The 14,156-nt window shown below is 35.6% G+C and carries 12 protein-coding genes; 7 read left to right on the top strand and 5 right to left on the bottom strand.

Translation table 11 applies throughout. The features are described 5' to 3' along the window. Positions 1 to 348 precede the first annotated feature (348 nt). Positions 349 to 1,968 carry an ABC-F family ATP-binding cassette domain-containing protein gene (locus FLV_RS19785; protein WP_243236484.1) on the top strand — a complete coding sequence of 540 codons (1,620 nt, stop codon included), beginning with the start codon at positions 349 to 351 and terminating at the stop codon, positions 1,966 to 1,968. A 129-nt stretch (positions 1,969 to 2,097) separates the two neighbouring features. On the opposite strand, the gene FLV_RS19780 is transcribed toward FLV_RS19785, so the two are convergent. After that, positions 2,098 to 2,268, bottom strand: a complete 171-nt coding sequence (locus tag FLV_RS19780; RefSeq protein WP_243236483.1) for a hypothetical protein — start codon at positions 2,266 to 2,268, stop codon at positions 2,098 to 2,100. 309 nt (positions 2,269 to 2,577) lie between these two features. Further along, positions 2,578 to 2,976 (bottom strand): hypothetical protein, encoded by a 399-nt coding sequence (locus FLV_RS19775; protein WP_243236482.1) that lies wholly within the window; start codon positions 2,974 to 2,976, stop codon positions 2,578 to 2,580. 439 nt (positions 2,977 to 3,415) lie between these two features. Here FLV_RS19775 and pyrR point away from each other — a divergent pair, with 439 nt between their 5' ends. The 6 genes from pyrR (at position 3,416) to FLV_RS19745 (ending at position 8,048) form a co-directional block, all read left to right on the top strand. Then, a complete protein-coding gene (pyrR, locus tag FLV_RS19770) occupies positions 3,416 to 3,955 on the top strand; it encodes a bifunctional pyr operon transcriptional regulator/uracil phosphoribosyltransferase PyrR (protein WP_243236481.1) in 540 nt (179 codons plus the stop codon). Positions 3,956 to 4,109: 154 nt separating this feature from the next. After that, on the top strand, positions 4,110 to 5,036 hold the full coding sequence (locus FLV_RS19765) for an aspartate carbamoyltransferase catalytic subunit (protein ID WP_243236480.1): 927 nt from the start codon (positions 4,110 to 4,112) through the stop codon (positions 5,034 to 5,036). A gap of 284 nt (positions 5,037 to 5,320) precedes the next feature. Continuing rightward, entirely contained in the window at positions 5,321 to 5,653 is a 333-nt protein-coding gene (locus tag FLV_RS19760; protein WP_243236479.1) for a ribonuclease Z, read from the top strand. Between the two features lie 91 nt (positions 5,654 to 5,744). Further along, positions 5,745 to 6,656, top strand: a complete 912-nt coding sequence (locus tag FLV_RS19755; protein ID WP_243236478.1) for a ribonuclease Z — start codon at positions 5,745 to 5,747, stop codon at positions 6,654 to 6,656. Positions 6,657 to 6,743: 87 nt separating this feature from the next. After that, positions 6,744 to 7,388 carry a pyridoxamine 5'-phosphate oxidase gene (gene pdxH, locus FLV_RS19750; RefSeq protein WP_243236477.1) on the top strand — a complete coding sequence of 215 codons (645 nt, stop codon included), beginning with the start codon at positions 6,744 to 6,746 and terminating at the stop codon, positions 7,386 to 7,388. A gap of 162 nt (positions 7,389 to 7,550) precedes the next feature. Continuing rightward, positions 7,551 to 8,048 (top strand): CAP domain-containing protein, encoded by a 498-nt coding sequence (locus tag FLV_RS19745; protein ID WP_243236476.1) that lies wholly within the window; start codon positions 7,551 to 7,553, stop codon positions 8,046 to 8,048. A 120-nt stretch (positions 8,049 to 8,168) separates the two neighbouring features. Here FLV_RS19745 and FLV_RS19740 read toward each other — a convergent pair whose 3' ends face one another. From FLV_RS19740 to FLV_RS19730, 3 genes are all read right to left on the bottom strand, one after another. Next, on the bottom strand, positions 8,169 to 10,094 hold the full coding sequence (locus tag FLV_RS19740; RefSeq protein WP_243236475.1) for an OmpA family protein: 1,926 nt from the start codon (positions 10,092 to 10,094) through the stop codon (positions 8,169 to 8,171). Between the two features lie 11 nt (positions 10,095 to 10,105). Beyond that, on the bottom strand, positions 10,106 to 11,023 hold the full coding sequence (locus tag FLV_RS19735; RefSeq protein ID WP_243236474.1) for a type IX secretion system membrane protein PorP/SprF: 918 nt from the start codon (positions 11,021 to 11,023) through the stop codon (positions 10,106 to 10,108). 145 nt (positions 11,024 to 11,168) lie between these two features. After that, on the bottom strand, positions 11,169 to 14,156 hold a 2,988-nt coding region (locus FLV_RS19730), incomplete at its 5' end, for a gliding motility-associated C-terminal domain-containing protein (RefSeq protein WP_243236473.1).

Here is a 14,156-nt window from a genome sequence, read left to right as displayed (position 1 = left end):
GGAAAAATCATTTTAAACCATATAGGCTCATATTAAGAGATTATAAGTTTCGTTTGATGAAGTTGCAGATTGCTGATTTTGCGTAATTTTTAGAACTTTAAAATTATAAGTTTCGTTTTTAAATGAACTTATATTACTTATATGTAGGGAAAAATCATTTTAAACCATATAGGCTCATATTAAGAGATTATAAGTTTCGTTTGATGAAGTTGCAGATTGCTGATTTTGCGTAATTTTTAGAACTTTAAAATTATAAGCTCCGTTTTAAATGAACTTATATTACTTATATGGTGGAAAAAATTGAACCTTTTTCCGTACTTTTGCACCAAATTAATAAAAAAGACATTCATGTTAACAGTCAATAATTTATCAGTACAATTTGGCAAACGAATTTTGTTTGACGAAGTAAATACTACATTCACACACGGAAATATTTACGGCGTTATTGGGGCCAATGGTGCTGGAAAATCTACATTTCTAAAAATCATTTCAGGTGATATGGACCCAACTTCGGGGCATATTCACTTAGAACCGGGAAAACGTATGTCGGTTTTAACCCAAAACCACAATTTGTTCGATGAACACACTGTTTTGGAAACCGTTTTGATGGGAAATAAAGTTTTGTACGCTGTTAAAAAAGAAATGGATGAACTTTATTTAGACTACAACGATAAAAACGCAGACCGAATAGGGGAGCTTCAGGTTCAGTTCGAAGAAATGAACGGATGGAACGCCGATTCTGATGCTGCAGCGATGTTGTCTAACTTAGGAATTTCTGAAGCAGATCATTATACTTTAATGTCAGATATGGAAGGAAAAATGAAAGTTCGTGTGCTTTTGGCACAGGCACTTTTTGGAAATCCTGATGTATTGATTATGGATGAGCCTACCAACGACTTGGATTTCGAGACCATCGCCTGGTTAGAAAATTTCTTAGCAAACTACGAAAACACTGTAATAGTTGTATCTCACGACCGTCACTTTTTAGATGCGGTTTGTACCCATATTTCTGATATTGATTTCGGAAAAATCAATCACTATTCAGGAAACTATACGTTCTGGTACGAGTCCAGCCAATTAGCGGCAAAACAGCGTGCTCAGCAAAATAAAAAAGCAGAAGAAAAGAAACAGGAACTTGAGGAATTTATTCGTCGTTTTAGTGCAAACGTTGCAAAATCGAAACAAGCAACTTCCCGTAAAAAAATGATTTCGAAACTGAATATTTCTGAAATCAAACCATCCAGCCGTCGTTACCCTGCGATTATTTTCGATCAGGATCGTGAAGCAGGAGATCAGATTTTGAATGTAGAAGGTTTATCTGCATCTGTAGATGGTGAGCTTTTATTTAAAGATGTGGATCTGAATATGGCAAAAGGAGATAAGATTGTTCTTTTTTCTAAAGATTCACGTGCTACAACAGCTTTCTACGAAATCTTAAACGGAGAACAAAAAGCAGATTCAGGAACATTTGACTGGGGAATTACAACCAACCAGGCCTATTTACCGGCTGAAAACCATGATTTCTTCGAAAATGATTTAAGTTTAGTAGACTGGTTACGTCAATATGCTAAAACAGAAGAAGAGCGTGATGAGGTATTTATTAGAGGTTTCTTAGGGAAAATGATTTTTTCAGGAGAAGAAGCTTTAAAAACATCAAGAGTTTTATCAGGAGGAGAAAAAGTTCGTTGTATGTTGTCCAGAATGATGATGGAACGTGCTAATGTTTTAATGCTGGACGAACCAACCAATCACTTAGATTTGGAGTCTATTACAGCGTTCAACAACTCATTGAAAAATTTTAAAGGTTCTGTAATCTTCACCACGCATGATCACGAGTTTGCACAAACTGTTGGTAACAGAATTGTAGAATTGACACCAAACGGGGTTATCGATCGTTACATGACATTTGACGAATATCTTGATGATGATAAGATTCAGGAACAAAGAAAAAAGATGTACAATCTTTAATATTAAAAGACACAGCAACTATGTTTTTTTGTAAAAAGTGAAACGCCTTTTTTAAGTTCAAAAAAACTATGTTCCTATGTGTTTAGAAATAAAGTGCCCGTTATGAAAATAACGGGCATTTTTTATGTTTTACCTTTTGAATACCTTGGCAAAAATCCAGATAATGATCACGATTATAAAAATCACGATAAAGATCCCGACACCCATTCCGGCTTTAAAAATGTCTCCAACTAATTCGCAGCTTGTAAATGAAAATAGTATGAATAATACCATTAACAATCTTGTAATTTTATTTTGCATGATTCTGAGTTTTTAAGTTCAGGAATAAAATTACTTAAGCAGTAAAGAAAATATGTTATACAATTTTTGGGAAAAGTTTTATGATTTGGATTTGATTTAAAAATGAAAAAGACTGACAATAGAGCCATCGGCTCGGTCAAATATTGTAGTCTATGAATACGGGAATTAGGAATAAAGAACCGTAGGTTCGGCACATATTATGCATTTATATGAAACCGTTCCGATGGAACTTTATTATTGGTCGTTCAATTTTAGAACGGATTGAAATCCGTTGCTACAAAATGTTACATTCCTACGGAATTTTAAAAATCACCATTGTCGTTTTATTGCCTTTATTTCGAAGTAAACAACTCCGCCAATTACTATTATTTCTCCTAAAAAGTAAATCATTCCAAATATTGAAATATTTTGATAATTGAAAATTATAATCCCAAAAGTCAAAACAGAGTAAAGGATGTTTGCAGTGCAGATAATTTTTAAAAAAGATTTCCAATGGTTGCTTACTAAAAAATAACAGGAAAGAGAATAGATTGAAAATACCAGTCCTACTGAAGCGAGATATTCCAAAGTGCTTTTTGATAAACCAAAGAAATCATTGAAAGTTCGAAGAACAAAAAAAATCAATAATGTAGTGAGTAAAGCACCACAACCATCCAACAGAAATATGTTTTTAGGTTTTGTTATAAATTTCAGGATACTTGCTTTCATTTAGTTATTTGCATTTTATTATAGATCATTGTTAAAAAGAGCCATCGGCTCGATTGAATATTGTAGGGCCGCATTTTAATCCGGTCTCGGGATGAGGTAAAAAAAACATAGGTTCGACACATATTATTATGTTTATGAATATGAACCGTTCCGATGGAACTTTATGTACGGTTGTTCTCTTTATACAACGGATTGAAATCCGTTGCTACAATATAGTTCATTCCTACGGAATTTTAATGTCTATCCTGATATACTTTGAGGACACGGAAAGCATTTTGCGCTAGCGTTGTGTTTTTCTGCTAATATAAAATTTTTAATTATAGAAACTGTTTTATAGTTAACATTTGATGCCAATTCAATATAAATATTTCCAACCCCAACACCCCAACAAATAAAATCAGATTCCGTATATTTGCCCGACCAATCATTACAATTAATTATGAGCCAGAAAGTATTACTTAATTCAAAAGAAGTTACTATCATACTCCATCGTTTGGCTTGTCAGTTAATCGAAAAACATCTTGATTTTTCAGACACTATTTTAATCGGGATTCAGCCGAGAGGAGTCTTTCTTGCGGAGCGTTTAAAACAAATTTTAGAAAACGAATACAATACGCCTGAAATTTCACTCGGTTATTTGGATATTACTTTCTTTAGAGATGATTTTCGAAGAACTGATAAACCGCTTGAAGCCAATAAAACCCAAATTAATTTTATAGTCGAAAATAAAAAAGTCATTTTTATCGATGATGTTTTGTTTACCGGCCGCAGCATTCGTTCTGCCTTAACCGCAATTCAGTCTTTCGGGAGACCTTCAGAAATCGAATTACTGGTGTTGATCGACAGACGTTTCAGCCGTAATTTGCCTATTCAGCCCGATTATCGTGGCCGTCAGGTAGATGCAATTAATGGCGAAAAAGTAAAAGTAAGCTGGAAAGAAAATGAGGGTGAAGATGTTGTTCACTTAGTGACAAATTAGTTTAATCGGTTAACCGGTTAATTGTTTAATCGGAATAACCAAATGATTAAGCGATTAAAGAAATTAGAAAAAGTTGAACCGTTAAATCGGTTAACTGTTTAATCGGAAAGAAAACGATTAAACGATTAAACAAATAAATAGTTAAACATTAAACATGAAAGAATTAAGCGTAAATCATTTATTAGGAATAAAATACATCAATGAGAATGATATAAACCTGATTTTTGAAACGGCAGATCATTTTAAAGAAGTCATTAACCGGCCAATTAAAAAAGTTCCTTCATTACGAGATATTACCATTGCCAATATTTTCTTTGAAAACAGTACCAGAACCAAACTCTCTTTCGAATTAGCGCAGAAACGTTTATCTGCTGATGTGATCAGTTTTTCTGCTGCTCAGTCATCGGTTAAAAAAGGAGAGACCCTGATTGATACTGTAAATAATATCCTTTCGATGAAAGTAGATATGGTTGTCATGCGCCACTCCAATCCCGGAGCGGCTTATTTTTTATCTAAAAATGTTAAAGCCAGTATCGTAAATGCAGGCGACGGCGCACACGAACACCCAACTCAGGCTTTGTTAGACAGTTATTCGATAAGAGAAAAACTGGGCGATGTAGTTGGAAAAAAAGTGGTAATTGTGGGTGATATTCTGCATTCGAGAGTAGCGTTATCGAATATATATGCGCTGCAGATGCAAGGCGCAGAAGTTAAAGTCTGCGGGCCAAAAACACTGATTCCAAGATATATTGAATCGCTTGGTGTTACGGTTGAACCCAATTTACGCAAAGCGTTAGAATGGTGTGATGTGGCGAACATGCTTCGAGTACAAAATGAACGTATGGATGTGAATTTCTTCCCGTCAACACGTGAATACGCCCAGCAATACGGAGTTGACAAACCGCTTTTGGATTCGCTTGGAAAAGAAATTGTAATCATGCACCCGGGACCCATCAACAGGGGAGTAGAAATTACTTCTGAAGTTGCCGATTCTGATCATTCCGTAATTTTGAATCAGGTGGAGAATGGTGTTGCAATCAGAATGGCGGTTATTTATCTTTTGGCTTCTAAGATTCAGTAGGTTTAGTTTTGTTTCAGGTTTAATGTTTCAAGTTGCGTAATGTTTGTCATTTCGAGCGAAGGGAGAAATCACACTAGAAACTCCGCAATGTATGAACCAATCTTTGTCGACTTATGAGTGTGATTTCTCCCAAAAGGTCGAAATGACAAAACTTTTTCAAACAAATATTCAAGATAAAGCAAAAACCTGAAGCTTGAAACCTGAAACCAGAAACAACAATAAAAAAATCTTCGTATCTTAGCGTTCAGAAATATCAATTTTTATATAAGCCCACAAATTATAAAATGAAAGTAGATCAAAAAGGACATACCGTTACCATTAAGGATACTCAGGGAGATTTTAAATCTTTCATTGATAAAGTGACGCAGCAGTTTAAAACCTTTGAAAAGCACAATATTATTATCGATTTGACTTCGGATTCTAATTTATCTGAAAGTGATCTGAAGCTTTTTTTACCGCTTTCCAAACAACAGAAAAAGGCAAAGAAATCATTTGTAATTGTAGTTTCAGATCTTGATTTCAATGCAATTTCAGATAAATTGACTGTTGTGCCTTCTCTTTTAGAAGCGCACGATATTATCGAAATGGAAGAAATTGAAAGAGACTTAGGATTTTAAATAAGGTTTAGTTGTTTATTCGTTTAACTGTTTAATCGTTTTGATTTGATTTTAGCCGATTAAACGATTGACCGATTAAACAATAAACAAATTGAAATTAACGATACTTGGCTGCTATGCGGCAACTCCCAGGACAATTACCAACCCGACTTCGCAGGTTTTAGAAATTAAAAACAGATTGTTTTTGATTGACTGTGGCGAAGGAACCCAGGTTCAGCTTCGAAAGAATAAGATTAAATTCTCCAAAATTAATCACATTTTTATTTCGCATCTTCACGGAGATCATCTTTACGGATTAATAGGAACTGTTTCGACTTTTGCACTTTTAGGAAGAACGACTGATTTACATATTTACGGTCCAAAAGGAATTAAAGAACTTATTTTGCTTCAATTAAAACTGACAGAATCCTGGACAACTTATGATTTATTTTTCCATGAATTGGAATCGAAAGAAAGTGAAGTCGTTTTTGAAGATAAAAAAGTTATAGTAAAGACAATTCCGCTGAAACATCGTGTTTATACAAATGGTTATCTTTTTCAGGAAAAACCAGATGAAAGAAAACTAAACGTTGAAGCTGTTCAGAAATATGATATTCATGTTGCTTATTATCAGAAGATAAAAAATGGTGGTGATATCAAATTGGATGACGGAACTATAATTGAAAATGAAAAACTGACTTTTGACCCTGTACCGGCTAAAAGTTATGCTTTCTGTTCAGATACGGTTTACAACGAAGCCATTATCCCAATTATCGAAAATGTAGATATTTTGTATCATGAATCTACCTTTTTGGAATCTGAAGCTCATTTGGCACAAAAAACATTACATTCTACAGCAAAAGAAGCGGCAACGATAGCATTAAAAGCAAATGTAAAACAGTTGGTTTTAGGACATTATTCGACACGATACGAGGGAATTGAACCTTTTAAAAAAGAAGCCGAAACCATTTTTTCAAATGTACTTTTGGGAAATGATGGGGTTTCGTTTGAATTTGAATTTTAAAGGTACTGAGATTCTAAGATACTAAGGTTCTAAGTTTTCTTTTGAGAAACCTAATACCTGAAACCTGAAACAAAAAAAACTAAAACTATGAGTGATTTAAGTAATTATAGAAAATCATACGAAAAAAGTGAATTATTGGAAACTTCTATTCCTGAAGATCCGATTAATCTTTTTAACAGATGGTTTCATGAAGTTGAAGACTTTGGAGGAAGTGGTGAAGTAAACGCCATGACCGTTTCTACTATTGGATTGGATGGTTTTCCAAAATCGAGAGTGGTTTTATTAAAGAAATTCTCTGAGGAAGGATTTATATTTTATACCAATTATAATTCAGAAAAAGGAAAAGCGATTGCAGCAAATCCGCATGTTTGTTTGTCTTTTTTCTGGCCGAATATGGAACGTCAGGTTATCATTAAAGGAATTGCTCAAAAAACGTCTGAAATTATTTCGGACAATTATTTTGATTCACGCCCTGACGGAAGTAAATTGGGAGCTGTGGTTTCAAATCAGAGTGAAGTGATTCCGTCAAGATCATTTTTGGAGGAAAATTTGAATGAGCTGGAGAAAGCTTTTGAAGGTAAATCGATACCAAGACCGGAACATTGGGGTGGATTTTTAGTGACTCCTTTAGAAGTTGAATTCTGGCAGGGAAGAGCCAATCGCCTACATGACAGAATTCGTTATTTTAGTCAGTCTGATTTTACCTGGAAGATTGATAGGTTAGCACCTTAGTGTAAGATTTTTATTTGTTAAAATGTTGATGTTGTGTTTTTTATCGATTAATTTTGGTTATTAAACGGTAATTTTATTATTTTTAAAACGATAATTAAATTATTTTATTTACAGAATTAAATAAGTTGCCCCACAATTTATTTATACATACCAACAAAATTTATGAAAAAATGGCTTCGGACAACGTTGCTTCTTGCGCTTGTTTTTGTGTTTAATTCATGTACATCAGATTCAGCTGAAGGAATTGATGATTCACAATCTGAACTTGTAACTGATTATGCTTATAATGAATCTGAACTTCAGGCACTTGATTTGATAAACAAGCATCGTTTGAGTATTGGCTTAAATGCATTAGAAAAAATCAATCATATTTCGTATAAATCAGAAGAGCATGATTTTTATATGATTGCGAATAAAGTAGTTAATCATAATGATTTTGTTGCACGATCAGAGAATATTAGAAGTGTTTTGGGGGCGAAAAAAGTGGGTGAAAATGTGGCTTATAATTACAAAACTTCAGAAGCCGCTGTACTGGCCTGGTTAGAAAGTCCGACTCATAAAGAAAATATAGAAGGTGATTATACCCATTTTGGTATTGCTATTAAAATTGATGCAGAAACCGGTAAAAAATATTACACCAATATTTTTGCAAAAATTTAGAAAAAATTTAGTATTCAGGTTTAGTTATTAAGTCGTTGTAAAGTCATGTTTGCAACGACTTATTTATTAAAAGCTACCCCGAAGGGTAGCTGAGGTTATTGGTTTTTGGTTGTTTTTAGTTTACAAAGCAGTGATAATAAATTCGCTGCGTCTGTTTGCCTGATGCTCTTCTTCTGTACATTTTACACCGTCAGCACATTGGTTTACGAGCTGTGTTTCTCCATAGCCTTTTCCGGTTAAGCGGTTTTTGGCAACACCATTCATAATGAGCCATTCTATGGTAGATTTTGCTCTTCGGTCAGACAAAGATTCGTTGTATTTATGACTTGCCCTGCTGTCAGTATGAGAACGAATGTCGAGTTTCATTTTTGGGTTTTCATTTAAAACATCTAATATTTTTTCTAAATCCAAAGCAGCTTCTTCTCTGATGTTGGATTTGTCAAGGTCAAAATAAATCATTTTTATACCGAAACATTTTCCTAAATCATCGCCAATTGCGACTTTGCATTTTGCAGATTCCAAAGCAATAGGAAGATTTGTTTTACCAGTTTTATCAGGAATTTCAATACTTACTTCTTTGGTGTTATATTCTGGTTTTTCGGCTCTTACATAATACATTTCACCGCATTCGACCTGAAAAGTGTAGTTTCCGGTGTTATCTGCGCTTGTCACTTTTTTAAGATCCAGATTTCGGTCATATAGGCTAACTTTAGCTTCCGGCAAAATCATTCCGGTAGCTTCATCAGTAATAAGGCCATACAATTCCTGAATACATTTTAGTCTTCTTGTTTCCAGAAATTTATAAATATCGTCAGAACCGCGACCGCCATCTTTGTTAGAACTAAAATAACCTTCTCTGGTGGCAGAATCAATGGTGTAAGCAAAATCATCTTTAGGAGAATTGACATCGGCCCCTACGTTTTGAATATCACTGATACTTCCATCAGGGTCAATCTGACCTACAAAAACATCCAGTCCGCCAAGTCCTGGATGACCGTCTGATGCAAAATAAATTTCGTTTTCATTGCTAACATACGGAAACGTTTCTTTGCCTTCGGTATTGATTGATTTGCCTAAGTTTTGAGGTGTTCCATACCCACCGTTTTCATTGATGCTAACCTTAAAAATATCAGACTGCCCAATAGTTCCGGGCATATCAGAAGCAAAATACAACGTTTTTTCATCAGGGCTAAGTGCAGGATGAGCAGTACTGTAATTGTTGCTGCTGAAGGGAAGCTCTCTAATATTAGTCCATTTGCCGTTTTCGAGAGTTGCTTTATAAATTTTGATAAAAGTAATTTTGTCTTCATTTTTTCCTTTTTTTCCATCGATATAATTATTACGTGTGAAATAAATTGTTTTTCCGTCTTTTGTAAGTACGGGTGAGGATTCATGGAATTTACTATTCAATGCCGTTTTGAATTTTTTTACTTTGACAGAATCAACATCTGTAACATATAAATTGGTAAAATATTCGCCTGTCCATTTATGTTTGCGTTTAGAAAAATTACCGGTATCTCTTGCCGAAGCAAAATAGATTTTATTATTGACTACAAAAGTGCTGTAATCAGAATACTGAGAATTGATTCCGGCATCTTCAATATTATAACGTCCTGAATTGGCTTTGATTTTATCCAGGTAATTTACATTCTGTTTATAAAGTTTACCTCTGTTATCATCTTTATATTTAGAATTAAATTCGTCAAGGATTTTATTAGCCTGGGCTGTTTGTCCGGTTGCTTTTAAAGACTGTGCGTATCGATAATAAAACTCGGGTTCCGGGCTGGGGTTCATGGCAAATAATTCGCCATACCATTTCGCAGCCCCTTCAAACTCAGAATTAAAATAATAGGCATTCCCCAGTTTTTTAAACATATCTTCGGATTTGTATCCTTTTTGAGCCACCCTTTCATAGGTCTTTATGGCATCGATATAAGCATAGCCATCGTATTTTTTATCAGCAGCGTTCATTTTCGATTGTTGAGAATAACATTTGAATGAAAAAACACTTACCATTGTGAAGCAAAGGAGTATAAAATTTTTCATAATAATTATTTTTAAAAGAAACGAGGAGTTGTCATTTTACCATTTTTAGTAACAAATTCATAGCGCAGAAATATTTCATGCGATCCTGAGTTGTAATTGTTTAAGTTGGTGGTTTCACGATCATAACCGTATCCCAGGTAAAGACCTTCAGAGATTTGAAACCCAACCATAGCGCTTAACGAAGCACTCCATCGGTAAGCAACACCCACTACAAACTTGTCGATAAACATGAAATTAGCTGAAACATCTGCTTGTAGTGGGGCTCCTTCTACCATTTTAGTCAATATTGCGGGTTTGAATTTTATATACTCATATTTATCAAGATTGAAAACATATCCAGCCATGAAATAATAATTGATTTTATCTTTATAAATGGCAATATCATTGTCGTTATAGCGATTGGTTTCAATAAAATTAGGTACAGATAAACCGATGTAAGCTTTGTCTGAATGCCAGTAAACCCCGGCACCTATATTAGGTGAGAATTTGTTATTGAAATCCTGAAATTGAGGGTCTCCGGCTACATCAGGGTTTAGTTTATTAACATCGAGATTGAATAAATTGGCTGTTCCTTTAATACCAAAAGACAGTTTAAAATCGGCAGACGTCTGAATGGTGTACGAAAGATCAGCAGAGATATTAGTCTCATTTGTAGGGCCAATTTTGTCGTTGACCAGTGAAACACCAACTCCTATTTTACTGTTATTTATTGGGGAATTGACTGAAATACAGCCTGTTTCCGGAGCACCATCCAGTCCAACCCATTGTGTACGGTATAATCCGAAAACACTCAAAGCCCCGCGAGAACCTGCATAGGCAGGATTAACATTTATGGTATTGTACATGTATTGCGTAAATTGAGCATCTTGCTGTGCAAAACTTACCATGGATACAAACATAATGACGAAGGAAAATAATTTTGTTCTCATAGTAGTTATTTTTTTTGCAATTATTACTAATGATTTTTTATGATTGAAAATCCTTAACAATAAGCCCTATATTCACTTACTCAAACAAGGATTTTTATTATTTGTAATTCGGTGTAAAGAGTTGACACCGAATTACAAATGGTAATTATTTTGATAAATAAAGAAAACCGTCTTTTTTATTAGAATGAGCTACATTATTACCGTCTAATGACTTGTAAGTAATGATATAAAAGTAAGTTCCGGTAGGCAGTCCTTCAGATTGTTTAATAGTGGTTCTGCCTCTGGAGGTTCCGTCAAAAGCGTTGGTGGTGTTGTTGTAATTAGTAGTTTCGAATACTAATATTCCCCAACGATTATAAATTTCTACAGTATTTTCAGGATAACAGGTAGTCAGGTCAATATTGTCAATTTTGAAGAAATCATTGATACCGTCACCATTAGGAGAAAAAGCATTATGGACTAATACATTTTCACAGGCTAATACTCTGCAGTCATCATTTACCAGTAAATTCAATGAGACGTTTCTAGGGCAATCTTCATTAGTTGTTCGATATTCAAATGTATAATTGCCTAATGCAAGACCAAAAGCATTAAGGATATTTCCCTGTAATGCATTAGTACCATTTGTATCTGTCCAGATTCCTGTTCTGGAAATATCTTCGGGTAATAAACTGGATAAGTTTAAAGGTGATGAATCGGCATTACAAGCTTCACTGTTAAGGTTAACAATAACATTTGTTGGTTGTGTGATAGTCACGGTAGCTGTTGCTGTACAAACCTGATTGTTATTGTTTACTGCGGATGTTGCTGTAAGTGTATAGACTCCGGCGCGTAAATTAGTATTGCCCACAACCTCATTGTTTTCATTTTTGATAACGACTACAGAACCAGGGCTGTTGTTTACTAAAATAGAACCATTATTTCCTCCAAAACAGGTCACATTTGATGCTACTCCCGTTACAGAAATTTTATTTTCAATAGTAAACGTTTGTATTAGTTCGGTTTTGTTGCCGGCACAATCTGTCAGTGTATATGTTCTGGTTAAGATGTATGGATTTCCTTCACAGCCGCTTCCTCCATTATTCGAATCGCTTATCGAAATGTTTACGCTTTCACTGCAATTATCTGCTGCATCTTTTATGTCTTGAGAACTTCCAACAGGAATGTCAGCAATATTTTGTAATCCTGAAACATCAAAAGGAGGTGTTCCTGTAGGTGGAGTAGTATCTCTTACAGTTATAATCTGAGTATGAGAAACGATATTTCCGCTGCAATCACTGGTTGTCCATTTACGGGTCAAAGTATAATTGGTGGCACATTCATTTTCGATACCGCTTTTAATTTCAGAGAAAACAATTGGTAAATTACCATTGCAATTGTCAGAAGCTTCTAGAGTAGCCGGTTCAGGAACTGCATCACAGGAAACAGTAATGTCTGAAGGAAGATTTCCAGTAAACATTGGAGCTGTGGTATCCTCCAGAGTAATCACCTGAGTGAAAGTATCAGAGGTATTGCCACAATCGTCGGTAATAGTCCAGGTATTGGTATAAGTTCCTGCGTTTGAGCATCCCTCAGCAGCCATAAACTGACCGGTAACTTTTGTGATATTGGATACATCGGTATCACAAAGATCGGAAGCCACAGGGAACATTGCCTGAGCGTTTTCCAATCCAGAAAGGTCGCTGCATTGTAGAGTCACATTTAAAGAAGCCGTTTCAGTAGCCCATGTTGGCGCAGTGGTATCTTCGATCGTGATTATTTGCGTGAAAGTATCAGAAGTATTGCCACAATCGTCTTTTACAGTCCAGGTATTGGTGTAAGTTCCGGAATTTCCACAACCTTCAGCAGCCATAAACTGACCGGTAACTTTTACGATATTTGATACATCGGTATCGCAAAGATCGGAAGCTACAGGGAACATTGCCTGAGCGTTTTCCAATCCAGAAAGATCACTGCATTGTAAAGTCACATTTAAAGAAGCCGTTTCAGTAGTCCAAGTTGGCGCAGTGGTATCTTCGATCGTGATTATTTGCGTGAAAGTATCAGAAGTATTGCCACAATCGTCTTTCACGGTCCAGGTGTTGGTGTAGGTTCCGGAATTTCCACAACCTTCAACAGCCATGAACTGACCGGTGACTTTTGTGATATTCGATACATCGGTATCGCAAAGATCGGAAGCCACAGGGAACATTGCCTGAGCGTTTTCCAATCCAGAAAGATCACTGCATTGTAAAGTCACATTTAAAGAAGCCGTTTCAGTAGCCCATGTTGGCGCAGTGGTATCTTCGATCGTGATCACTTGGGTGAAAGTATCAGAAGTATTGCCACAATCGTCTTTCACGGTCCAGGTGTTGGTATAAGTTCCGGAATTTCCACAACCTTCAGTAGTCATAAACTGACCGGTAACTTTTACGATATTTGATACATCGGTATCACAAAGATCGGAAGCTACAGGGAACATTGCCTGAGCGGTTGCTAATCCTGAAGTGTCGCTGCATTGTAAAGTTACATTCAAAGAAGCTGTTTCAGTAGCCCATGTTGGCGCAGTGGTATCTTCGATAGTGATCACTTGGGTGAAAGTATCAGAAGTATTGCCACAATCGTCTTTTACAGTCCAGGTGTTGGTGTAGGTTCCGGAATTTCCACAACCTTCAGCAGCCATAAACTGACCGGTAACTTTTGTGATATTGGATACATCGGTATCGCAAAGATCAGAAGCTACAGGAAACATTGCCTGAGCGTTTTCTAATCCTGTAAGATCGCTGCATTGTAAAGTCACATTTAAAGAAGCCGTTTCAGTAGCCCATGTTGGCGCAGTGGTATCTTCGATTGTTATCACTTGGGTGAAAGTATCAGAAGTATTGCCACAATCGTCTTTTACAGTCCAAGTATTGGTATAAGTTCCTGCGTTTGAGCATCCCTCAGCAGCCATAAACTGACCGGTAACTTTTGTGATATTGGATACATCGGTATCACAAAGATCAGAAGCTACAGGGAACATTGCCTGAGCGTTTTCTAATCCTGTAAGATCGCTGCATTGTAGAGTCACATTTAAAGAAGCCGTTTCAGTTGTCCATGTTGGGGCAGTGGTATCTTCGATTGTTATCACTTGGGTGAAAGTATCAGAGGTATT

Source organism: Flavobacterium pectinovorum (assembly GCF_022802975.1).
Lineage (GTDB): Bacteria > Bacteroidota > Bacteroidia > Flavobacteriales > Flavobacteriaceae > Flavobacterium > Flavobacterium pectinovorum_B.
This window is presented reverse-complemented; position numbering and strand designations above follow the sequence as displayed.

Excerpts from the sequence above, each read along its gene's own strand:
- FLV_RS19785 (WP_243236484.1), top strand. The coding sequence starts at position 349 with ATGTTAACAGTCAATAATTTATCAGTACAATTTGGCAAACGAATTTTG.
- FLV_RS19780 (WP_243236483.1), bottom strand. The coding sequence starts at position 2,268 with ATGCAAAATAAAATTACAAGATTGTTAATGGTATTATTCATACTATTT.
- FLV_RS19775 (WP_243236482.1), bottom strand. The coding sequence starts at position 2,976 with ATGAAAGCAAGTATCCTGAAATTTATAACAAAACCTAAAAACATATTT.
- pyrR (WP_243236481.1), top strand. The coding sequence starts at position 3,416 with ATGAGCCAGAAAGTATTACTTAATTCAAAAGAAGTTACTATCATACTC.
- FLV_RS19765 (WP_243236480.1), top strand. The coding sequence starts at position 4,110 with ATGAAAGAATTAAGCGTAAATCATTTATTAGGAATAAAATACATCAAT.
- FLV_RS19760 (WP_243236479.1), top strand. The coding sequence starts at position 5,321 with ATGAAAGTAGATCAAAAAGGACATACCGTTACCATTAAGGATACTCAG.
- pdxH (WP_243236477.1), top strand. The coding sequence starts at position 6,744 with ATGAGTGATTTAAGTAATTATAGAAAATCATACGAAAAAAGTGAATTA.
- FLV_RS19745 (WP_243236476.1), top strand. The coding sequence starts at position 7,551 with ATGAAAAAATGGCTTCGGACAACGTTGCTTCTTGCGCTTGTTTTTGTG.
- FLV_RS19740 (WP_243236475.1), bottom strand. The coding sequence starts at position 10,094 with ATGAAAAATTTTATACTCCTTTGCTTCACAATGGTAAGTGTTTTTTCA.
- FLV_RS19735 (WP_243236474.1), bottom strand. The coding sequence starts at position 11,023 with ATGAGAACAAAATTATTTTCCTTCGTCATTATGTTTGTATCCATGGTA.